The organism is Arthrobacter sp. efr-133-TYG-120 (genome assembly GCF_030209785.1).
GTDB lineage: Bacteria > Actinomycetota > Actinomycetes > Actinomycetales > Micrococcaceae > Arthrobacter.
On the sequence record NZ_JARVRI010000014.1, the window covers coordinates 218,432 to 240,159 of the forward strand.

At 64.5% G+C, this 21,728-nt stretch carries 18 protein-coding genes and 2 riboswitches; of the genes, 14 read left to right on the forward strand and 4 right to left on the reverse strand.

Annotated elements, in window-relative coordinates:
• Positions 1 to 5 precede the first annotated feature (5 nt).
• A complete protein-coding gene (locus tag QRN51_RS09295; RefSeq protein WP_284989601.1) occupies positions 6 to 605 on the reverse strand; it encodes a hypothetical protein in 600 nt (199 codons plus the stop codon).
• Between the two features lie 176 nt (positions 606 to 781).
• Here QRN51_RS09295 and QRN51_RS09300 point away from each other — a divergent pair, with 176 nt between their 5' ends.
• Positions 782 to 1,615 (forward strand): sigma-70 family RNA polymerase sigma factor, encoded by an 834-nt coding sequence (locus QRN51_RS09300; RefSeq protein WP_284989602.1) that lies wholly within the window; start codon positions 782 to 784, stop codon positions 1,613 to 1,615.
• 7 nt (positions 1,616 to 1,622) lie between these two features.
• Here QRN51_RS09300 and QRN51_RS09305 read toward each other — a convergent pair whose 3' ends face one another.
• Positions 1,623 to 3,164, reverse strand: coding sequence for an MFS transporter (locus QRN51_RS09305; protein WP_284989603.1), 1,542 nt, complete (start codon positions 3,162 to 3,164; stop codon positions 1,623 to 1,625).
• Between the two features lie 82 nt (positions 3,165 to 3,246).
• On the opposite strand from QRN51_RS09305, the gene QRN51_RS09310 reads away from it, so the two are divergent.
• From QRN51_RS09310 to QRN51_RS09345, 8 genes are all read left to right on the forward strand, one after another.
• Positions 3,247 to 3,795, forward strand: coding sequence for a TetR/AcrR family transcriptional regulator (locus QRN51_RS09310; protein ID WP_284989604.1), 549 nt, complete (start codon positions 3,247 to 3,249; stop codon positions 3,793 to 3,795).
• Positions 3,796 to 3,985: 190 nt separating this feature from the next.
• Positions 3,986 to 4,083, forward strand: a riboswitch (glycine riboswitch).
• A gap of 1 nt (position 4,084) precedes the next feature.
• Positions 4,085 to 4,192, forward strand: a riboswitch (glycine riboswitch).
• 51 nt (positions 4,193 to 4,243) lie between these two features.
• A complete protein-coding gene (gcvP, locus tag QRN51_RS09315) occupies positions 4,244 to 7,114 on the forward strand; it encodes an aminomethyl-transferring glycine dehydrogenase (protein ID WP_284989605.1) in 2,871 nt (956 codons plus the stop codon).
• A gap of 13 nt (positions 7,115 to 7,127) precedes the next feature.
• Positions 7,128 to 8,261 carry a glycine cleavage system aminomethyltransferase GcvT gene (gene gcvT / locus QRN51_RS09320; protein WP_284989606.1) on the forward strand — a complete coding sequence of 378 codons (1,134 nt, stop codon included), beginning with the start codon at positions 7,128 to 7,130 and terminating at the stop codon, positions 8,259 to 8,261.
• A gap of 542 nt (positions 8,262 to 8,803) precedes the next feature.
• Positions 8,804 to 9,187: a glycine cleavage system protein GcvH gene (gene gcvH / locus QRN51_RS09325; protein WP_059388212.1), complete on the forward strand. Its 384-nt coding sequence runs from the start codon at positions 8,804 to 8,806 to the stop codon at positions 9,185 to 9,187.
• The gene (gene glyA, locus QRN51_RS09330) at positions 9,184 to 10,521 is read left to right on the forward strand and encodes a serine hydroxymethyltransferase (RefSeq protein WP_284989607.1); all 1,338 of its coding nucleotides are present in this window, start codon (positions 9,184 to 9,186) and stop codon (positions 10,519 to 10,521) included. Before gcvH ends, glyA begins: the two co-directional genes overlap by 4 nt.
• Before the next feature lie 222 nt (positions 10,522 to 10,743).
• Positions 10,744 to 12,174 carry an L-serine ammonia-lyase gene (locus tag QRN51_RS09335; protein WP_284989608.1) on the forward strand — a complete coding sequence of 477 codons (1,431 nt, stop codon included), beginning with the start codon at positions 10,744 to 10,746 and terminating at the stop codon, positions 12,172 to 12,174.
• 375 nt (positions 12,175 to 12,549) lie between these two features.
• Positions 12,550 to 13,623 (forward strand): lipid II:glycine glycyltransferase FemX, encoded by a 1,074-nt coding sequence (locus QRN51_RS09340; RefSeq protein WP_284989609.1) that lies wholly within the window; start codon positions 12,550 to 12,552, stop codon positions 13,621 to 13,623.
• Between the two features lie 96 nt (positions 13,624 to 13,719).
• Positions 13,720 to 15,198, forward strand: coding sequence for a threonine/serine exporter family protein (locus QRN51_RS09345; protein ID WP_284989610.1), 1,479 nt, complete (start codon positions 13,720 to 13,722; stop codon positions 15,196 to 15,198).
• Between the two features lie 34 nt (positions 15,199 to 15,232).
• Here QRN51_RS09345 and QRN51_RS09350 read toward each other — a convergent pair whose 3' ends face one another.
• Both QRN51_RS09350 and QRN51_RS09355 read right to left on the reverse strand, forming a co-directional pair.
• Positions 15,233 to 16,072: a siderophore-interacting protein gene (locus QRN51_RS09350; RefSeq protein WP_284989611.1), complete on the reverse strand. Its 840-nt coding sequence runs from the start codon at positions 16,070 to 16,072 to the stop codon at positions 15,233 to 15,235.
• Positions 16,073 to 16,087: 15 nt separating this feature from the next.
• The gene (locus QRN51_RS09355; protein WP_284989612.1) at positions 16,088 to 16,855 is read right to left on the reverse strand and encodes a uracil-DNA glycosylase; all 768 of its coding nucleotides are present in this window, start codon (positions 16,853 to 16,855) and stop codon (positions 16,088 to 16,090) included.
• 136 nt (positions 16,856 to 16,991) lie between these two features.
• Between QRN51_RS09355 and QRN51_RS09360 the strand changes: the two genes are divergently transcribed.
• The 5 genes from QRN51_RS09360 to groL all read left to right on the forward strand — a co-directional run bounded on the left by QRN51_RS09360 (position 16,992) and on the right by groL (position 21,619).
• On the forward strand, positions 16,992 to 17,327 hold the full coding sequence (locus QRN51_RS09360; protein WP_059388211.1) for a DUF3263 domain-containing protein: 336 nt from the start codon (positions 16,992 to 16,994) through the stop codon (positions 17,325 to 17,327).
• 49 nt (positions 17,328 to 17,376) lie between these two features.
• Positions 17,377 to 18,000 (forward strand): LytR C-terminal domain-containing protein, encoded by a 624-nt coding sequence (locus tag QRN51_RS09365; RefSeq protein WP_059388210.1) that lies wholly within the window; start codon positions 17,377 to 17,379, stop codon positions 17,998 to 18,000.
• Positions 18,001 to 18,139: 139 nt separating this feature from the next.
• On the forward strand, positions 18,140 to 18,343 hold the full coding sequence (locus QRN51_RS09370) for a cold-shock protein (RefSeq protein ID WP_059388209.1): 204 nt from the start codon (positions 18,140 to 18,142) through the stop codon (positions 18,341 to 18,343).
• 95 nt (positions 18,344 to 18,438) lie between these two features.
• Positions 18,439 to 19,695, forward strand: coding sequence for an ABC transporter substrate-binding protein (locus QRN51_RS09375; RefSeq protein WP_284989613.1), 1,257 nt, complete (start codon positions 18,439 to 18,441; stop codon positions 19,693 to 19,695).
• Between the two features lie 295 nt (positions 19,696 to 19,990).
• Entirely contained in the window at positions 19,991 to 21,619 is a 1,629-nt protein-coding gene (gene groL, locus QRN51_RS09380) for a chaperonin GroEL (protein ID WP_059388204.1), read from the forward strand.
• The last annotated feature ends 109 nt before the right edge of the window (positions 21,620 to 21,728 follow it).

Sequence of the window (21,728 nt, forward strand, 5' to 3'; positions counted from 1 at the left end):
GGGTACTACTCCAGCCCCAGGAACTCCCTGAGGAGCGGCAGCGAGCAATCCCTGGTCACGGCCAGGGCCCGTTCGATATTGGCGTTTTCCGCAAGCAGCATCACGTCATCCACCGTGTCCGCACACGCGACCGCTCCCGGCGCTGCCGGGGCTGCGTCGCCAGGCTGAACGGAGCCAAGCGGCGGGTTCCCGGCCCCTTGCAGCCCCATCTGGAGAGCCTCGACGTTGGCCGCCGCGGTTGTTTCGACTTGCTTGAGCACCAGGACCAGCTCACGGTGGTGTTCTTGCAGCAGTTCCGGCCAGACACCGGGCGGGGCCACTGAAGCGATCATCGGCAGCGTGGCGTTGGCCGACAGCCGCCATTCAATAGCCACGGCCGACGATTCGATGTTCCGGGCAAGCGTGTCGAAACGAAGGTTTTCCAGGACCTTTTCCACGTCAGCGGCAGCGAACTTCAACCAATGCCAGTTGCCTGCCCGAACGTGCAGCAGCTGTGTTTCAAGCCGGTACAACAGCAGTTCCAGCTGTCTCCGCTCACGCCACAGCGTCGCCGAAAGCTCATCCGCCCCCACGGTTCCCCATTCCCCGGTTTGGACTCGGAACATGGTTCCGAGTCCTGTTTTTCTATCTTTTTCATGAGCGTACACGCATTGTTATTTTCCAGATGGTATGTTCACTGAATACATGTCTGTTCCATGTAATCTTCGGCACGTTGCACCGTCTCAGCAGCTTGCCCATGAAGCCCCTGGAACCAGGCTTGGCAACTCAATAAACAGGTCTCATGGGGGGACTAATTTTGAATCGCGAAGAACGCAACGAGTTGGTGCTGCAGCATTTGCCGCTCGTTGGCTATTTGGTGTCGGAGCTCTGCGCGAGAGCTTCTCATTTGTCGCGCGACGATTTCGCGTCGGTGGGGTCCGTGGCGTTGATAACGTCTGCCGATTCCTTCGATCCGAACCTCGGAGTCCCCTTCGGCGCGTTTGCGCGCCGCCGGATCGTCGGAGCCTTCGCGGACGAGATGCGGGCCAGCGACTGGGCCACCCGGTCAGCGCGCAAACGCATCAAGGAAACCATGTCGGTCCAGGAGACGCTCTCCGGGGTCCTTGGCCGCACGCCTTCGGTCGCCGAGACCGCATCGGCCCTGGGTGTCGAACGAAGCGTGGTGGAAGCCGCCCTGGCCGATGCCGCGCGGACCCTGTCGCCGCTGGACGACGTCGTCGTGGACACCGTCGCGGCGGAGACCATCTCCCCGGAGCATTCGGTCCTTGCTGATGAGCGACTCAAGTACCTTCGCGCCGCCGTCGAGGCCCTGCCGGAGAAGATGCGTTACGTCGTCGAGGAGATCTACTTCGGCGGGCGGACCGTCAAGGAACTCGCCGAGGAACTCGGGTCCACCCACGCCGCGGTCTCCCAACAGCGCGCCGAGGGTATCCGCCTCATGCGCGACGGGCTGTCCGCGCATTACGCGGACGATCCCGGGCAATCCTTCGAGCCCCAATCGCGCATTACCGCCCGACGCCGGCACGACTACCTCTCCACCCTCGCCACCGCCACCCTGGGCGGAATCACCCGGAGTTTCAGCTCGCCTGATGCTGCGTTGAACCGGGCCGTCTAGCCTCCGCCTACTTTGCGGTCGGCACGCGGCGGAGCACGACGGCGGCAAGGACTGCCGCTCCCGCCATCAGGACGAGCCCGATCGCCGCTGTGATGTGGACCCCCGATTCAAAGGCGGCACGTGCCGCCGCGGTGAGGGCATCGCCCAATGGTTGGGGCAGCGTGGCCGCCGCGTCCACGGCTCCGGCGAGCGTCTCCCTCGAGCGTTCGGCCGCGTGGCCGGACAATTCGCCAGGAAGCAACAAGTGGTGTTGGTAGGACGCGGTCAGGATGGAGCCAAGCACGGCTGTGCCCAGCAGTGATCCGAGTTCGTAACCCGTTTCGGAGATCGCCGATGCAGCACCCGCTTTATCGGCGGGAACCGCGCCGAGGATCAGGTCATTGGAGATGGTCTCCGCTGAGCCGACCCCGATGGCCAGCAGCAGGAGTGCCGTCAAAAGGTACCCTGGCCCCTGGCTGTGGTTGCCCAGGGCGGCCACCAGGTATCCCACTGCGCTCAGTGCCAGGCCCGATGCCACCACCAGGCCCGGGCGGATCCGCTTGACCAGCGGAACCACCACCAGGCCCGCCACGATGGTGGCCAGCAGTGCCGGAACCATCGCGATCCCCGCCTGCATGGGGGATTGGCCTTCCACGAGCTGCAAGTGCTGCGCGAAGAAGTAGATGAAGCCGGTCATGGAGAACAAGGACAAGACGTTGGCCGTGATGGCCGTGCTGAAGACCTTGTTCCGGAAAAGCCGAACGTCCAACATAGGCGATGCCAATGAGCGCTGCCTGCGGACGAAGACAATTCCCATGGCCAGGCCGAACGCCATGAATGCCGCGGGTCCGGGGCCAAAACCGTGCACGGCGGCCTCCTTGATGCCATAAACCACCGGGGCCATGGTGAAGATGGAGAGCACGACGCTGGGAAGGTCGGGCTTTCCCGGATTGCGGTCCTTGGACTCGGGGATGAGGAAGGGGCCGAAGGCGAGCAGCGGCAGCAAAAGTGGCACGGCAACCAGGAACACGGCTCCCCACCAGAAATGCTCCACGAGCCAACCACCGAAGATCGGCCCGAGCGCGGCGCCGCCGGAGAATCCCGCTGCCCACACGGCCACGGCGAGCCGGCGGCGGTTCGGGTCCGGGAAGATGTTGCGGATCAAGGACAGCGTGGACGGCATGAGCATGGCTCCGAAGATGCCCATGCTGGCGCGTCCGGCAATGAGCCACTCAGCCGACGGCGCGAACGCGGTGGCCGCGGAAACCGCGGCGAAGCCTGTGCTGCCGATCAACAGCAAGCGGCGGCGGCCGATCCTGTCTCCCAGGTTTCCCATGGACACCAAAAGCGCTGCGAGCACCAGCGGATAGGCATCCACGACCCACAGCAGCTGCACGCCCCCGACTTCCAGCGACCGGGCGATTTCCGGCAGGGCAAACGTCAGCGCCGTATTGTCCACAGCCACCAGCAGCACCGGGAACATCAGGAGTGCTAAGGCAGCCCAATCGCGCCACGGGGCGGATTGGATCGAAGAGGTACGGGGGTGCTGGGTAGTGGACGGCGTGAACATGAAGATAACTGTACCGTCTGGACGGTATAGTTTCAATCTGACTCAACGACCTGCCGCATCGAACTAAGGGATGATGGACACCATGCCGCGAAAACCTATTGCCCGGGACGCTGTCCTGGATGCCTTTGAAGCCCTGCTGATCGAGGTAGGGGAGCGGGCTGCCACCCTGGATGCCGTCGCCAAGCGCGCCGGCGTTTCCAAGGGCGGTTTGCTCTACCATTTCCCCAACAAAGAAGCCATGATCAGCTCCTTGCTCGAACGCATGGACGGGCTGGCTGCGCTGGACATCGCGGCAATGAAGGCGGCCCCCGAAGGTGCGGCCGCGTTCTTCATCAAGTCTTCCCTGTGGGCGGACACCCCCTTGGACCGGGTGTTCGTGGCAGCCACGCGGCTCGCGGAAGTAGCCCATGAAGAAACCCGAAGGCGCTTCGCGGGGATCCAGCAACAATGGCTCGATGTGCTCGCGGAGGAAGTGGGGCCCGAGATGGCCAAAGCTGTCCGGTACATGGGCGATGGACTTTACTTCAACGCAATGCTCGAAGGCGGTGCCGGCGATACGGAAGTCAAGGCCAGCGCGAGGAGCGCCGACGTCGGTGCGCTGCTGGCCGCCGTCGACCGCCTCCGTGCCTAATGGCGCGGCCCAACTGGCTCGCAGTTGTTGTCGTTTAGAGGCTCCAAAACGACATCTAGTGCGAGTCAGCTGGGAAAGTCAGTCGGCTCGGTGACCACATTTGCGGACGCGGGCAGTCCATAGGACAATTGGGAGTTGTGGCAGCCGTCACCGGCAACCACAATCCGATTCATACAACTGAATACGCCTTTGATCTGCGGCGGGAGAGTCCTGCAGGCATGTGATGCAGGCGCCGTAGGAGCAAATCCTCCCCAGGAATCTCTCAGGCCCACGCACCGCCGCGGCAAGGCAACTCTGGAAAGCAGTGCGCTGACGCGTGCTCACCGACGGTGCAAGCGGAACAGTGCCACAAGCACGGTTTCGCGGAAACTCTCAGGTCCAATACAGAGCGGGGAGGAACCCGATTAGCTGTGGCGTACCCACGCCGCCTTATTAATGGAGTTCCTTCGTGACGGTTAGTTCAACCTCCACTACGTTCGTTGACCGGCATATCGGCGCCCGGCGCCAGGCCGACATTGACATCATGCTCAAGTCTGTTGGCTACGACAGTGTCGATTCGCTCGTAGACACCGCGGTTCCCAATGACATCCGCCAGGATGTCGCATTGACGCTCCAGAACGCCCTCAGCGAGGTCGAGGTCCTGGCCGAGCTGCGCAAGCTGGCGGCCAAGAACAAGACGGCCGTGCAGATGATCGGCCAAGGCTATTACGACACTGTCACTCCGCCGGTGATCCGCCGCAACATCCTCGAATCCCCGGCCTGGTACACGGCGTACACCCCGTACCAGCCGGAAATTTCCCAAGGCCGCCTCGAGGCGCTGCTGAACTTCCAGACCATGGTCCAGGACCTCGTGGGCCTGCCCATCGCCAACGCTTCCCTCCTGGACGAAGCCACCGCCGTCGCCGAAGCGGTCCTCATGATGCGACGCGCCAACAAGAACAAGACCGCCCACGACGGCAAGACCGTGCTCGACGCCGATTGCCTCCCGCAGACGATTGCCATCGTGAAGGGCCGCGCCGAGGCGCTGGGCTTTGAGGTGGAGATCGCTGACCTGTCCCGGGGCCTGCCCGAGGGCGACATCAACGGCATCGTGCTGCAGCAGCCGGGCGTTTCGGGCCGGGTGTTCGACCACTCCGCCGTGATTGCCGCCGCCAAGGAACGCGGCGCCCTGGTTACCGTCGCCGCGGACCTCCTGGCCCTGACCCTGATCACGCCTCCGGGCGAGCAGGGTGCCGACATCGCGGTCGGCTCCACCCAGCGCTTCGGCGTGCCGCTGTTCTTCGGCGGCCCGCACGCCGCGTACATGGCGGTCCAGAAGGGCCTCGAGCGTTCCATGCCGGGCCGCTTGGTGGGCGTTTCCAAGGACGACGCCGGCACTCCCGCCTACCGCCTGGCGCTGCAGACCCGTGAGCAGCACATCCGCCGCGAGAAGGCGACGTCCAACATCTGCACCGCGCAGGCACTGTTGGCCATCGTGTCCTCGATGTACGCCGTCTACCACGGCCCCGACGGCCTGAAGGCGATTGCCGAGACCGCCCACAACCACGCCCGCACCCTGGCAGCGTCCCTCAAGGCCGCGGGCCTTGAGGTCCTGCACGGCAGCTTCTTCGACACCGTCACCGTCCGGGTCCCGGGCAAGGCTGCCGAGATCGTTGCAGCCGCCGAGGCCAAGGGCATCAACCTGCGCGGCATCGACGCCGACACTGTTGGTGTCTCCGTTGACGAGACCACTACGAAGGAAATTGTCGGCGGCGTCCTTGATGCTTTTGGTGTCGTCGCGGTGTTTGGTGCTGAGCTACTTGAGTCCGGTGAGGGTTTCGCGCTGGAGGCCGCCGTCGAGCGTTCTTCGGACTTCCTGCAGCACCCGGTGTTCAACACGCACCGATCCGAGACCCAGCTGCTGCGCTACATCCGCAAGCTGTCGGACCGTGACCTGGCGCTGGACCGCACCATGATCCCGCTGGGTTCGTGCACCATGAAGCTGAACGCCACCGCCGAGATGGAAGCCATCTCCTGGCCGGAATTCGCCTCGATCCACCCCTTCGCCCCGGATTCCCAGACCGAGGGCTGGCGCGAACTGATCGAAGATCTGGAAGCTGACCTGACGGAGATCACCGGTTACGACCAGGTCTCCATCCAGCCCAACGCCGGTTCCCAGGGCGAACTCGCGGGCCTGCTGGCCATCCGCGGCTACCACCACTCCCGCGGGGACCTGCAGCGCAACGTCTGCCTCATCCCGGCTTCGGCCCACGGCACCAACGCAGCCTCGGCGGTGCTGGCCGGCATGAAAGTGGTCGTGGTGGCCACGGCTGCCGATGGCACGATCGACCACGCGGACCTGCAGGCCAAGATCGACGCTAACAAGGATGTCCTTTCGGCGATCATGATCACCTACCCGTCCACGCACGGCGTGTACGACGCCGACGTCCGCGAAATCTGCGACTCGGTGCACGCGGCCGGCGGCCAGGTGTACGTTGACGGCGCGAACCTGAACGCCCTGGTTGGCCTGGCCCAGCCGGGCAAGTTCGGCGGCGACGTCTCCCACCTGAACCTGCACAAGACCTTCTGCATCCCGCACGGCGGCGGCGGACCCGGCGTCGGCCCGGTCGCGGCCAAGGCACACCTCGCACCCTTCATGCCGGGCGATGCCAACAAGGCAGCCCATGAGGACGGTCATGGCGTGGCGATTTCCGCTTCGCGTTACGGCTCCGCGGGTGTGTTGCCGATTTCCTGGGCCTACGTGAAGCTCATGGGCGGCGAAGGCCTCACCGAGGCCACGAAGTCCGCGCTGCTCGCTGCGAACTACATCGCTTCGCGCCTCAACGAGTACTTCCCGGTCCTCTACACCGGTGAAGGTGGACTCGTGGCCCACGAGTGCATCCTTGACCTGCGCGAACTGACGGCCAAGACAGGCGTCACCGCCGAGGATGTGGCCAAGCGCCTCATCGACTACGGTTTCCACGCACCGACCCTGGCGTTCCCGGTAGCGGGCACACTGATGGTGGAGCCCACGGAGTCCGAGGACCTTGGGGAGATTGACCGCTTCATCGAAGCCATGATCACCATTCGCAAGGAAATCGACCAGGTTGCCCACGGCGACTTCGCGGTGGAGAACAGCCCGCTGCGCCACGCACCGCACACCGCGGCCGCCGTCGTCTCCTCGGACTGGAACCGTGAGTACTCCCGCGAGCAGGCCGTCTTCCCGGTCCACCACCTCAAGCAGGACAAGTACTTCCCGCCCGTAGGCCGCATCGACGGCGCCGCAGGCGACCGCAACCTGGTCTGCTCCTGCCCTCCGATCGAAGCCTTCGAGAACTAAAGGACTCCTCACGATGACTGAGAACTACACTGCGCTCTACGAAGAGCACAAGAAGCTCGGCGCTTCCTTCACCGATTTCGGTGGCTGGCAGATGCCCCTGAAATACGACTCGGAACTCGCCGAGCACCACGCAGTACGTAACGCCGCCGGCTTGTTCGACCTTTCCCACATGGGCGAAGTCTGGGTCACCGGCCCGGAAGCCGCGGCTTTCCTGGACTACGCCTTGGTGGGCAAGATCTCCGCCATGTCGGTTGGCAAGGCCAAGTACTCGCTGATCTGCCAGGAAGACGGCGGCATCATCGACGACCTCATCACGTACCGCCGCGGCGACGCCAAGTTCCTGGTGGTTCCGAACGCCGGCAACGCCAAGGTTGTCGCCGAGGCGCTGGCGCAGCGGGCAGCCAACTTCGACGTCGTCGTCGAGGACGCCTCCGCGGCAACCTCGCTGATCGCCGTCCAGGGTCCCAAAGCGGAAGCAATCCTCCTCCGCTTGGTCCCGGCCGAACAGCACTCCCGCGTCACCGGGCTCAAGTACTACGCCGCCGTTGAGGTGCCCTTCACCTTTGCCGGGAACACCACGGATCTGCTGCTCGCCCGCACCGGTTACACGGGCGAGGACGGCTTCGAAATCTTCGTGGACAACGACGCCGCTGCCACCCTGTGGCAAGCAATCGCGGACGTTGCCGAGGACGGCGAGCTGATCCCCGCCGGCCTGGCCTCACGCGACTCCCTGCGCCTCGAAGCCGGGATGCCGCTGTACGGCAACGAGCTCTCCCGCGACGGCAACCCCTTCTCGGCGGGCCTGGGCCCTGTTGTCTCGCTCGCCAAGGAAAGCGACTTCGTAGGCCGCGCTGCCCTGGAAGCCCTGAAGGCTGAGGGCGCCGGTTCCACCAGCGGCCGCAAGCTGGTTGGCCTCAAGGGCTTGGGCCGCCGCGCCGGCCGCAGCCATTACCCGGTCCTCAAGGACGGCGCAGTTGTCGGCGAAGTCACCTCCGGCCAGCCCAGCCCCACCCTCGGCTACCCCGTAGCGTTGGCCTACGTCGACGTCGAACACGCCGAACCGGGCACGGCCCTGGACGTGGACTTGCGCGGCAAGTCCGAGCCGTTCGAAGTTGTCACCCTGCCGTTCTATAAGCGGGCTAAGTAGGCACTGGTACGGTTCCGATTGGTGCGTGACCGTGGTTGCGTTTTGCCCGTCGGGACCGACATCCTCTGCGGGCTCGGTCGCGAAAGACGCCCGCTGAGCGGACGTGACGCTCCCTTAGACGCCCGCTGCCGGATGCCGGTCCCGATGGGGCCGTCCTCGTCACCTTTGGTTATCGAACTGATGGGTGGTTATCGAACAGAAGGGCGAACGGTATGGACCTCGGCTCACCCTTGGTGCCTCTGTTGCGAACCTGCACCTGTCGCGTTCGATCGCCCTAGGTTTTTGGAAGGTGGGCTACCTCCCGCAGGTTGGCCCACTGGAACTGAATCGGCCTACTGGAACCAGGGTCACCTACTAATCCCGAAAGGGCCAGCGTTCTTTTCCGGAACTGTTGGCCCCGAAAACTGAACAAGCCTCTAGCGGTGGGGGAGCGGCATCCGGCAGCGTGCGTCAAAGCGACGAAGGAGCAGCACGCAGAGGATGGCGGCCCCCGCCGCGTAACCCGACCACAATTAGATTTAGACCAACGCAAAGGAAAAAACATGGCAAAAGTTGCACCTGAACTCCAGTACTCCGACGAGCACGAGTGGGTTGCCCGCGAAGCCGGCAACCTTGTGTCTGTCGGCATTTCCGCCGTGGCCACCGACGCCCTCGGCGACATTGTGTACGTTGACTTGCCCGAGGTCGGTGCCGCTGTGACTGCGGGGGAGACCTGCGGCGAGGTTGAGTCCACCAAGTCCGTCTCGGACCTGTACTCCCCGGTGACGGGCGAGGTAACGGAAGTGAACTCCGCCGTCGTCGACGATCCCGCACTGATCAACAACGATCCGTATGGTGCGGGGTGGCTCTTCAAGGTGGCCGCCGAGTCCGACGGTCCGCTGCTTTCCGCGGAGGAATACGCTTCCAAGAACGGTGGCGAGCTGTGAGCGCCGCAACCGGGGCCGCAGGTACCGATAACACCCTGTTCGAGCAGGTAGTTTCGCCGTCCCTGGACACCGTGTTGTCCGAGCTGGATCCGGAGATTGCGGCGAAGATCGACGATGAGCTGAACCGTCAGCGTTCGGGCCTGGAAATGATCGCGTCCGAGAACCACACCGCCGTGGCTGTCATGCAGGCGCAGGGCTCGGTCCTGACCAACAAGTATGCCGAGGGCTACCCGGGCAAGCGCTACTACGGTGGCTGCGAGCACGTGGACGTCATCGAGCAGCTTGCGATCGACCGCGTGAAGGCCCTCTTCGGCGCAGAGTACGCGAACGTGCAGCCGCACTCCGGTGCCCAGGCCAACGCCTCGGTGATGCACGCCCTCATCAAGCCGGGCGACACCATCATGGGCCTGAACCTGGCACACGGCGGGCACCTGACCCATGGCATGCGGATCAACTTCTCCGGCCGCCTGTACAACGTGATCCCGTACCAGGTCCGCGAAGAGGACCACCGGATCGACATGGCCGAGGTGGAGCGCCTGGCACTCGAGCACAAGCCGGCGCTGATCGTGGCCGGCTGGTCCGCCTATGCCCGCCAGCTGGACTTCGCCGAGTTCCGCCGCATCGCCGACCTGGTGGGCGCGTACCTCATGGTGGACATGGCGCACTTCGCCGGCCTCGTGGCCGCCGGCCTGCACCCGTCCCCGGTCCCGCACGCGCACGTCACGACGTCGACGACGCACAAGACCCTCGCCGGTCCGCGCGGCGGCATCATCCTGAGCAACGACGCCGACATCGCCAAGAAGATCAACTCCGCGGTCTTCCCGGGCCAGCAGGGCGGCCCGTTGGAGCACGTGATCGCCGGCAAGGCCGTGGCCTTCAAGATCGCCGGCTCGGAAGAGTTCAAGGAACGCCAGGAACGTGTGCTTGCCGGTGCCCGGATCCTGGCCGAGCGCCTCGTCCAGCCCGACGTCACGGCCAAGGGGATCTCCGTGATTTCCGGCGGCACGGACGTGCACCTGGTGCTCGTGGACCTGCGCAACTGCGAGCTCGACGGCCAGCAGGCCGAGGACCGCCTCGCCGCGATCGATATCACCGTCAACCGCAACGCGGTTCCGTTCGACCCGCGCCCGCCGATGGTGACCTCCGGTCTGCGGATCGGCACCCCGGCCCTTGCCACACGCGGTTTCGGTGAAGCGGCGTTCCGTGAAGTTGCGGACATCATCGCCGAGGCACTGATCGCCGACGCCGGCGCGGACCTCTCCGGCCTGCGTCACCGCGTGGAGGCACTCGCCGCCGCGCACCCGCTCTACCCGGGCGTCGCGAACCTCAGCTGAGGTTCTCCGGGGCTGGCTCCGTGTCCGGGTTGGTTCCGGAGCCAGCTCACCCCCGGCCGTTGGAACCGACATCCTCCGCGTGCTCGGTCGCGAAGACGCCCGCTGAGCGGACGTGACGCTCCCTTAGACGCACGCTTCCGGATGCCGGTCCCAAAAGGCCTAGAGACCGGCCGTTTCGCTCACCCGCCCCAACCCGACCACAACTAACTAAGGAATCCGACAATGGCTGTTGGCGTCTTCGATCTTTTCTCTATTGGGATTGGTCCTTCGAGTTCGCATACCGTGGGGCCGATGCGGGCTGCTGCGGTCTTTGCGGGTGAGCTGAAGGATTCCGGTGCCCTGGAACGGGTGGCGTCGCTGCGCGTTGATCTGTATGGTTCCTTGGCTGCCACGGGCCGGGGGCACGGCACCATGACCGCGGTGCTGCTGGGCCTGGAGGGTTACCACCCCGAGGAGATCCTCCCCGAGGAAGTGGAGGAACGGCTCGCGTCGATCGCGGAGACCGGTCTGCTGAGCCTTTGCGGCGCTGTCGATCCCGAATCGGGGGTGTCGCTGCCGTACGGGGAAGCGGACATGATCCTGCACCCGCTCACGGTTCTTCCCCGGCATACGAACGGGATGAAGTTCTCCGTGTCCGACGCCGACGGCGAGGTGCTGCACGAGGCCACGTTCTTTTCCGTGGGCGGTGGTTTCATCGTCCGGGAGGGTGAAGAGGACGCGGCCCAGAAGGAACTGGAGGAGTCCAAGAAGGAACTCCCGCTGCCCTTCCGTACTGCCGCTGAACTCATGGGCCGTTGCTCCTCCAAGGGGCTTGGCATCTCGGACATCATGTTCATCAACGAACGCGCCTCCCGCACCGAAGAGGAAATCCGCGAAGGCCTGCTGCACATCTGGTCCGTCATGGAGGCCTGTGTTGAAACGTCCCTCAAGCGCGAAGGCGTGTTGCCCGGCGGACTGAAGGTCCGCCGTCGGGCCCCGGACTGGCACGAGCGTCTCCTGAAGGAAACCAAAGACCAGGACCCTGACTACCGGGATCCGAAGTACTGGCAGGAATGGGTGAACCTGATCGCGCTGGCCGTGAACGAGGAAAACGCCTCGGGCGGCCGCGTGGTCACCGCGCCCACCAACGGCGCCGCCGGGATCATCCCCGCTGTGCTGTACTACGCCCTGCACTTCGCCCCCGGCATGGACAAGGCCACCCAACAGGACCGCGACGACGTCGTGGTGAAGTTCCTGCTCGCCGCGGGCGCCGTCGGGGTGCTCTACAAGGAGCAGGCCTCGATCTCCGGCGCCGAAGTGGGCTGCCAGGGCGAGGTCGGCTCCGCTTCCTCGATGGCCGCCGCCGGATTGGCCGAAGTCATGGGCGGCTCCCCGGGACAGGTGGAAAACGCTGCCGAGATCGCAATGGAACACAACCTCGGACTAACCTGCGACCCGATCGGCGGACTCGTGCAGATCCCGTGCATCGAACGCAACGCGATCGCAGCGGCGAAGGCCATCAACGCGGCGAAGATGGCGCTCTGGGGGGACGGCACCCATCGCGTCTCCTTGGACGAGGTCATCGTGACCATGCGCGAGACCGGCAAGGACATGTCCTCCAAATACAAGGAAACCGCCATGGGCGGCCTTGCCGTCAACGTCGTGGAGTGCTGACCGCCGCTTCTTGATATTCGAGACGGCGGCCACCGGATGGCCAAGCGGGGCCCAGCAATGCTGCGGATGCCATGGCGGCGAATACCGACCAGCAGCTGTTGCCGCGGCCGGTGGTGAGCGGCGGAAGGGGGCGGTAGACGATCAACGGATCCTCCTGGTTCGGCTTTCGTTATAACCACTTTCCGTTGCCCGGATAGCTGCGGACTTTGGCGAACCTTTGCCGCGGCTGTGAGAAATCGAAGGGACCCAGCCCAAGGCGTTGGAAACGGACCACGCAGTAGCTCGCTGTGAGGGCCGATAGACTTGGAGCTGAACGCCTGCGCCGCACACCGGTGCCTGCTGCCTCACGTACGCAACTGATTGGACACGGCCCCCTTGCGAGAATTTACCGCACGCTTTGCCACCGCCGAGGAAATCGAACACTGGGACAAACACGTCACGGCCAACCCCAACGGCGGCAACCTCCTCCAATCCGAGGCCTTCGCGGACGTGAAGCAACACTTTGGCTGGAAGCCCTTGCATCTCGTCTACGAGACCGCGGACTACAGCAGCTACAACCTGGTCCTGGAGAAGAGCTTTCCACTGCTCGGCAAGCTCTGGTACCTCATCAAGGGCCCCGACGTTGCCGGCGTCGAGGACATTCCGGGGATCATCAAGGCAAACCGGGAATTCGTGAAGCGGGACAAGCTCGGGGTTTTCGCCGTTAAGATCGAGCCGGACATTGTCCTCAGTGGCGAAGCCCGGGACGCGATCGAGGCCACCGGAGTGGTCAAGACCCCCAACCTGCAGCCGAACGACTCCACAGCCCTGCTGGACATCTCTCCCGAGGAGAACCAGTTGCTGCGCAACCTGCATTCCCGCGGCCGCAACGCCGTTCGCCGGGCCATCCGCGAAGGCGTTGAAGTGCACACCATGGAACCCACGGAAGAGAACTTCCGTTCGATGTATGCGCTGATGACTAACACGGTTGAGGCGAAGTCCCAAGTGCGGGTCCGTGAATTCGGGTACTATCGCCAGTTCTGGACCAACTTCATCGAGCGTGGCCAGGGCAGGCTCCTCTTTGTCTTTGAAAACGGTGTGCCATCGGTCGGAGCCTTCGTCATCAACTATGGCCGGAAAGGCACCTACAAGGACGGCGGATCGCTGCAGAAGCGCGCGCAGTACGGCGATTCGCACTTGGTCCAGTGGACGGCCATCAACCAGGTCAAGGAACTGGGTTGCACGGAGTACGATTTCTGCGGCACTCCGCCCGCGGACCGGCTCAAAGACACCTCGCACCCGTTCCACGGACTTGGCCTGTTCAAGACCAGCTTCAGCAAGACCGTCACCGACTTCGTCGGCTGCTATGACCAAGTCATCAGCCCGCTGAAGTACAAGCTCTGGACTGCTGCGGGCGAACGTATCGCACGGCAGATCTACACCCGTCGCACGGGTCAACAGTTCTACTAGGCCAGCAGTTCCAGAAGGCTCGCAGCGCCACCCCGCCTACCGCATGTTGCACTACCCCGTATATGGAGGAACCACGCCCTTTGGAGGAACACCCGCGTGACTGACCGCCCCGACAACAGGCCCAACACGGACGGCTTGCCCAAGACGCAGCCGCTCAAGCCATCCCAGGTGCGCCAGAATGTCAACGCCAAGCGCATGCTTCGCAGGCTGGTGCAGGGGGAGAACCCTCCCACTGCCCCCATGAGCATCGTCGACCGCCTGGCGGGTAGTCCCTACGCCAACCCCATCATCCATGTGGGCGGTGTTGACGCATCGGCCCGCAAGACCATCGACTTCGCCCTGCATATGGCCGAAACGATGTTCCGCTACGGGGCAGGTGCCCTGGAAGTGGAGACCAGCATCATCGCGGTCACGGCTGCGCTCGGCTTGAAGAACATCGAAGTGGACATCACCAACCAGTCGGTCGCGCTCAACTATGCGCCCAAGGACCAGACCCCCATCACACTGCTCCGGGTTGTTCGCTCCTGGACCAACAACTACGCAGGCCTGGCCCAGGTGCACCAACTCGTCACGGATATCGTGGCTGGCGGTGTAGGCAGGTCGGAAGCGGTGAACCGGCTGGATGACATTATCCGCAGCAGCAAGCCCTTCCCACGGTGGATGGTCACCATGGCGTTCGGCGTCTTCTCTGCTGTCTTCGTCGGAGTCCTGGGCGGGGGACTTGGCGCTTCCGCCCTGGCTTTCGTCTCCAACATGCTTGTCAATCTCGTGGCCCGGCAATTGGGCAAGTGGCGCACGCCCGACTTCTTCGTGACAGCGGCCTGCTCCTTCCTGGTCACGTTCATCGCGCTCATGCTCCACTGGACCGGGGCGGACATCCCGCCGTCCATCGTCGTGGCGGGCGGCATTCTCCTGCTGTTGCCAACCGGGCGGCTCGTCTCTTCCGTGCAAGACGCCATCAACGGATTCCCCGTGACTGCGGCCGGACGATTCCTGTCCACGATCCTGACCTTCGGCGCGATCGTTGCGGGCATCGCCGTCGCGGTAGTTGTGGGTGACCTCATCGGCAGCGTCGCGATCGACGTCACGCAAACATTCCCCGAGGCGTATCCATTGTGGGGCCAGGCCATCCTGATAGCCGTAGCCGTGATTGCCATCGGCATCACCGAACAGACCCTGCTCAAACTTCTGCTCCCGACGGCGGCAGTGGGTTTGGTGGGTTACTTCGTCTTGTGGGGGGCTTCCAGCCTTGGTTTCGGAGACCGGCTCTCGCCGGCGATTTCCGCCGTGGTCATCGGCCTGCTCGCGCGGATGGTGGCGCTCAGGCTCGGAGCCCCGCAGCTCGTGGTCGCCGTCCCGGCAGCCCTCATCCTGCTCCCGGGCCTGAAGATATTCCGTTCCATGTATGTATTGACGGTGCAAGAAGCAGATGTACTGGTGGGTTCGGGAGGCATGCTCAACGCCGGAGCAATCGTGCTGGGTGTGGCCGCGGGAATCGTGCTGGGGGACAACCTTGCCCGGCCACTGACCAAGGGACTGGCCAGCAACGAGCGCCGCCGCGTACGCCGGCGCTAGCCGCGTCCGCTGGGCCGCCAAGCGGTAAGGGCCGCTAGATCTGCCCGATAGGGAGTTTCTTCTCCGCCTGGAAATCGTCCTCCACACGCCCCTGGGCCCAGTATCCGGAAAGCGATACCTGGGACCGCTCGAGCCCACGCTGCTTGAAGAAGATGTCGCGCAGGCCCTTCATGTAGCCGCGTTCACCGTGCGCAAACACGTCTACGCGTCCGGGCAGCCACTCGGCTTCGCCCAAGGCATCGAGCAGGATCGAGCTTGATCCGGCCGGGACTCCGGAGCGAAGGAGCCAGCGCAGCTCCACGCCCTCGGGAGCGGCGATATCAAGGATGTCCGCGTCGCTATCGACTTCGAGGAAAGCAAGGCCCTTCGCGTCGGCCGGCAGGGATTCGATCGCGGCGGCAATCGCCGGGAGCGCGGCGTCGTCGCCGGCGAAAAGGTACCAGTCGGCGTCGGGCGCCGGGTTGTAGGCGCCGCCGGGGCCCGTGAAGACAAGTGTGTCGCCGGGCTGGGCCGCCAGGGCCCATGGGCCTGCAAGGCCTTCGTCGCCGTGGACTACGAAGTCGATTGCCAGTTCCTGCGCAGCTTCGTCCACCCAACGGACGGTGTAGGTGCGGGTGTACGGCCATTGTTCGCGCGGCATGGTGTCGCGGATGGCCCACAGATCCAGCGGCAACTCATACTCGACGCCGGGCTGCGGGAACACGATCTTCACATATCGGTCCACGAAGCCGTTGTTCGCATAACCGGCAAATCCGGGTCCACCAGCAATGATCCGCACCATGTGGGGCGAAAGCTGTTCCGTGCGCAGCACAGTCAGGTTCACTTGGGGGCGGGTATTGCGGGATGCAGACGACGTGGCGGGCAAAGATGTCATGTAGGCAAGCCTAAGCTAGGGCAGCGGTGGAAGCTCCCAGATGACGGGATCCGCGCCTTGCATCCGGAGCAGGGCGTTGGCGCGGCTGAACGGGCGAGAGCCGAAGAAGCCCCGCGACGCGGAGAGCGGGCTGGGATGGGCGGAGGAGATCACGGGGGCGCCTTCAAGCAGCGGCTGTACGGCTTCAGCGTCCTTGCCCCACAGGATCGCGACGAGCGGACTCTGCTGCCCGGCAGCATTTCGTCGGCGGGCGACGGCGGTGACCGCCGCCGTCGTGATGGCCTCCCAGCCTTTGCCCCGGTGCGAGCCGGCAGCACCGGCCGCGACGCTGAGCACCCTGTTCAGGAGGAGTACTCCTTGGCCCGTCCAGGCCGAAAGATCGCCGTGGACCCGCGGCGGGAGCCCGAGATCGGTTTCCATCTCCCGGTAGATGTTCGAGAGGCTGCGGGGGATGGGCCGTGTTTGTCCGGAAACCGCGAAAGAGAGCCCGACGGCGTGTCCCGGCGTCGGGTAGGGGTCCTGGCCCAGGATCAGCACCTTCACGTCGGCCAGCGGCTGCCGGAAGGCACGAAGTATGTTGGACGCCGCAGGCAGCACGTGCGCTCCGCGGCCGGCCTCGGCCGCCACGAAGGCGAGCACCGAGCGCAACTCGTCCTCGATGCCGGAGAGCGCGCCCGCCCAGTCCGGCGCCATGAGATCCTCCAAGGCCATTCCGGGTAGTGCCTCGAACCCGGCGGAGTGATCTTCGGATTCAAGCTCAAATAACGCTTCTTCGCCTGCCACCCAGCCATTGTCCCTGTCCTCGCGGTCCGGGGGAAAGCGCCGGCCCTCAAGGCGGCGGGGCAAATGACATCGGTGTTATTCGCCCGTTACCATGGGCGGGGGACATTTTTCAGTCAATGCGTCGAAGGAGTGTGTCGTGGCAGAACCCGCACGGGAACCCATGGCGTCCGAAGCAACTGGATTGGTGCTCGAAGACCTGTCCGCCGGACTCCGCAGTGATTCGCCGCTCGGCGAGCGTGAACAGCAGATGCTCGCCCTGGAGAGGCAATGGTGGAAGTACGCCGGGGCCAAGGAACAGGCCGTCCGGGAACTCTTCGATCTCTCCGCGACCCACTACTATCAGCTGCTCAATGCCCTCATAGACACCGAGGAAGCATTGGCGCACGATCCTATGCTGGTCAAGAGATTGCGTAGACTACGTATGTCACGTCAGAGGGCCCGCACAGCGCGCCGTCTCGGTTCCGACGCATAGAGCACCCGCTGATCCCCCAGCCAGCAAGCAGCAAGGACAAGGCTTCACCATGACCAAATTTGCCCGGGATGAATTCGACCGTGTCCCGCAGAGCTCATCGCGGCAAGGTGTCCACAGGCTCGTCGCGTCTGCTTCCCGGCCGGCCCTGTGGCCGGTGCTGCTGCTGGGCGGCATCGCACTTGCCGTAGGACTCGTTGCCTTCCTGATCCTTCCGAAGCTTGGCTTCACCTCGTCGACGACGCCGCAAGCCGTCGTCACCGCTGACACTTCCAAGCAAAGCGCCGCGGCGCCACCTTCGGCGAACAGCTCTGCGCAGGCATCCAGCCAGCCGTCCACCCAGCCGAGCCCGGGCGACACTCCGTCCAGCACGCCGACGCCGACGCCGACCACGGCGCCATTGGACAAGACGGCGGCAGTAGCGGTCTACAACGGCACCACCACCGGTGGCCTGGCTGCGCGTGTGGCCGGCATGGTGCAAGGCGGAGGATGGCCGTTGTCCACTGTCGCAAATTGGGGCGGCATGCCCCAGCAGACGTCGTCGGTCTTCTACAAAGGCGCGGCGCAGAAGGGCAATGCCGAAGCCCTCGGCAAATTGCTGGGCATTTCCAACCTCGTGGACAGCGCGGAGTTCCAGCAGCCCGTGGTTGTGGTTCTGGGCCCCGGTTACAAATAGCAACTCGGTTACGCCTCAATAACATTGCGGCCACCCGCACCCAAGGTTGCGCTACGGCAACGTGACTGTGGTTACAGTAGTTGTGAGCTGGCCCGGAGATCCCGGAAGCCGGCCACTGCTAGTTGAAAGTGTGGGGATCATGGCTTTGGGAACCGTCAAATGGTTCAATGCCGAAAAGGGCTACGGATTCATCACCGTGGATGAGTCCGGTGACGACATCTTTGTGCATTGGTCCGCCATCCAGATGGATGGCTTCCGTGCGCTCGAAGAAGGACAACGCGTCGACTTCGAACTGGGCGAGGGCCAGAAGGGCCCGCAGGCAGAAAGCGTGCGGCTTATCTAGTGGGTGTTGCGGCAACAGAGCTGTCCTGGCCCCTCGGAGCGCGCCGGTCCCGGGTAGTTTCTCTTCTTGCAGCTTCGGCAGCCTTGGCCCTTGGAGTGGCCGGATGTTCCGCCCCCGTCGGCAACGCCAGGCTTGCCTCGGTTACGCCGAGCGGTGACGGCGTCCTGCGCATCGGCGTGATCCTGGACAATACCGGTGGTTCCGCATTCCTCAACGAGTCCGAGCTGGCTGCCGCCAAGTTGGCTGTCAAACAAATCAACGACGCCGGCGGATACAAGGGCCGTCCCGTCGAGTTGCTTCCGGCGACGGCGGCCGGTGAAGGCAGTGGCGCTAGCCAAGGGGCCGGCGCGGCGGCCTTCACCGCCGACACGGCTGCACAAGCCAAGGCGTTGATGTCCGCCCACGCAGACGTCGTCGTGGGGCCGAGCGATTCGAGCCATGCGCCCGCCGCGATCGATGTGCTCTCTCCCGCCCGGATTCCGCTCATCTCGCCGGCGAACACGGCGTCGGGGCTGAGCAGCTACAAGAATGGCGGCTTCTACTTCCGCACGTCTGCCGCTGATGCCGCACAGGGCAGCGTCCTGGCGAAGCTTGCCCGCGACGCCGGCGCCAGGCGCATTTCGGTCCTCCACGAAGCCGGGGATTACGGTACGCGCGTCTCGGGAGCGGTCCTGGACGCTGCCCGCGGCCTCGGAATGGACGCCGTGTCCAACGAGGAATTCGCGGCAGGCAAAGCAGCTCCCGCCGCGGCGGGCATCAAGTCCGGTACGCCGGACGCCGTCGTCGTGGTTGCCCGTGATGGCGCCCAAGGCGCCCTGGCTGAGCTCCTGAATGCGGGGCTGAGCGGCAAGAGCCTGATCTTGAGCGACGGCGCGATCCGCCAATACGGAACCGCGCTCGGTGCAGGTGGCCTCGACGGCGCGCGGGGAATTCTTCCGGGCGTCTTCCCGAATGCGGAGTTCCAAGCCGAGCTGACGGGCATCGACCCCAAGCTCAAGGACACGACGTACGCTGCCGAGACGTACGACGCCGTCACCCTCGCGGCGCTTGCCGCCTCAACGGCGGGCGACGATGCGGGAGGCTCGATCGCGGCCTGGCTCACCACTGTGTCCGGCGGAGTGCGTCCGGCGTCGGGCGATGCGGCAACGAAAGAACGTACGTCTTGTGCCTCATACAAGGACTGCGTCGAGGTGCTGAAGGGGGCCAAGCTCCCGGATTACGACGGCGAGTCCGGCACCATCGGGTTCGACGCCAACGGGGACGTTACCTCGTCCAATTACATGGTCTTCACCTACGGGGCTGACAACACTGCGCGGGTCAGTGGCAAAGAGACGGCCTCCCGGACTCCGTGACGGCTTGTGCCCGTAGCGAATTCCCTGGGCGTGGCGAGTAGTTTCCGGCTCTTCCTGCTTGCACTCTCCTCGGGTGAGTGCTAATTATTGATTAGCACTCTCAGGCATTGACTGCTAATCCTTCACGGCTTCGGCCGTGTGGAATGGTGGCGGTGCCTGGGGGAACAAAGAAAACCTTGCTGGGGTGAGATCCGGAGCACGCGGCGTACAGAGGCCGAATGTGAAGGATCGTCCGTCGCGGGCACCGCAGTGAAGGCACCTTCTTAACGACTGTCCCGAAAGGACTACCGCCGTTATGGCCAAGATCATTGCATTTGATGAAGAGGCACGCCGCGGTCTCGAGCGGGGTCTGAACATCCTCGCCGACGCCGTCAAGGTCACCCTCGGCCCGCGTGGACGCAACGTCGTCCTCGAAAAGAAGTGGGGCGCCCCCACGATCACCAACGATGGTGTTTCCATCGCCAAGGAGATCGAGCTGGACGATCCTTACGAGAAGATCGGCGCCGAGCTGGTCAAGGAAGTTGCCAAGAAGACGGACGACGTCGCTGGCGACGGCACCACCACCGCCACCGTCCTGGCCCAGGCCCTCGTCAAGGAAGGCCTGCGCAACGTAGCTGCCGGCGCCGACCCGCTGTCCCTCAAGCGCGGCATCGAGAAGGCTGTTGACGCCGTCATCCGCGAGCTGCTCGCCTCCGCCAAGGAGATCGAGACCAAGGAAGAGATCGCAGCCACGGCTTCCATCTCTGCCGGCGACACCGAAATCGGTAACCTCATTGCTGAAGCCCTGGACAAGGTCGGCAAGGAAGGCGTCATCACGGTCGAGGAGTCCAACACCTTCGGCCTGGAGCTTGAGCTCACCGAAGGCATGCGCTTCGACAAGGGTTACATCTCCGCTTACTTCGTCACCGACGCAGAGCGCCAGGAAACGGTCCTTGAAGACCCGTATATCCTGATCGTCAACTCCAAGATCTCCAACGTGAAGGAACTCGTTGCGGTCCTGGAGAAGGTCATGCAGTCCAACAAGCCGCTGCTGATCATCGCCGAAGACATCGAGGGTGAGGCCCTGGCCACCCTGATCGTCAACAAGATCCGTGGCACCTTCAAGTCCGTTGCCGTCAAGGCTCCGGGCTTCGGTGACCGCCGCAAGGCACAGCTCGCCGACATCGCCATCCTCACCGGTGGCCAGGTCATCTCCTCGGAGGTCGGCCTCAGCCTCGAGAACGCAACCCTCGAACTGCTCGGCAACGCCCGCAAGGTTGTTGTCACCAAGGACGAGACCACCATCGTCGAAGGTGCCGGCGACGCCGACGCCATCGCCGGCCGCGTGGCGCAGATCCGTGCCGAGATCGAGAACTCCGATTCCGACTACGACCGCGAGAAGCTGCAGGAGCGCCTGGCCAAGCTGGCCGGTGGCGTTGCAGTCATCAAGGCCGGTGCCGCAACCGAGGTAGAGCTCAAGGAGCGCAAGCACCGCATTGAGGACGCAGTCCGCAACGCGAAGGCTGCCGTTGAAGAAGGCATCGTCGCCGGTGGTGGCGTTGCCCTCATCCAGGCCGGTGCCAAGGCATTCGCCAACCTGCAGCTCGAAGGCGACGAAGCAACGGGCGCCAACATCGTCCGCGTTGCCATCGACGCTCCGCTCAAGCAGATCGCTTACAACGCTGGCCTCGAGCCGGGCGTTGTTATCGACAAGGTCCGCGGCCTGCCGTCGGGTCACGGCCTGAACGCTGCAACCGGCGTTTACGAGGACCTGCTGGCTGCCGGCGTCAACGACCCCGTAAAGGTCACCCGCTCGGCTCTCCAGAACGCTGCCTCCATCGCTGGTCTGTTCCTGACCACCGAGGCCGTTGTTGCCGACAAGCCGGAGAAGAACGCTCCGTCTATGGGTGGCGGCGACGACATGGGCGGCATGGGCGGCTTCTAGCCCCCGCTGTAGCCCACCAGCCACACGCACGACGGCGGTCCCCACTTCAGGTGGGGGCCGTCGTCGCCGTTTAACGACGCTCGCTCACGTATGTCGGGTTTTGGGCGGA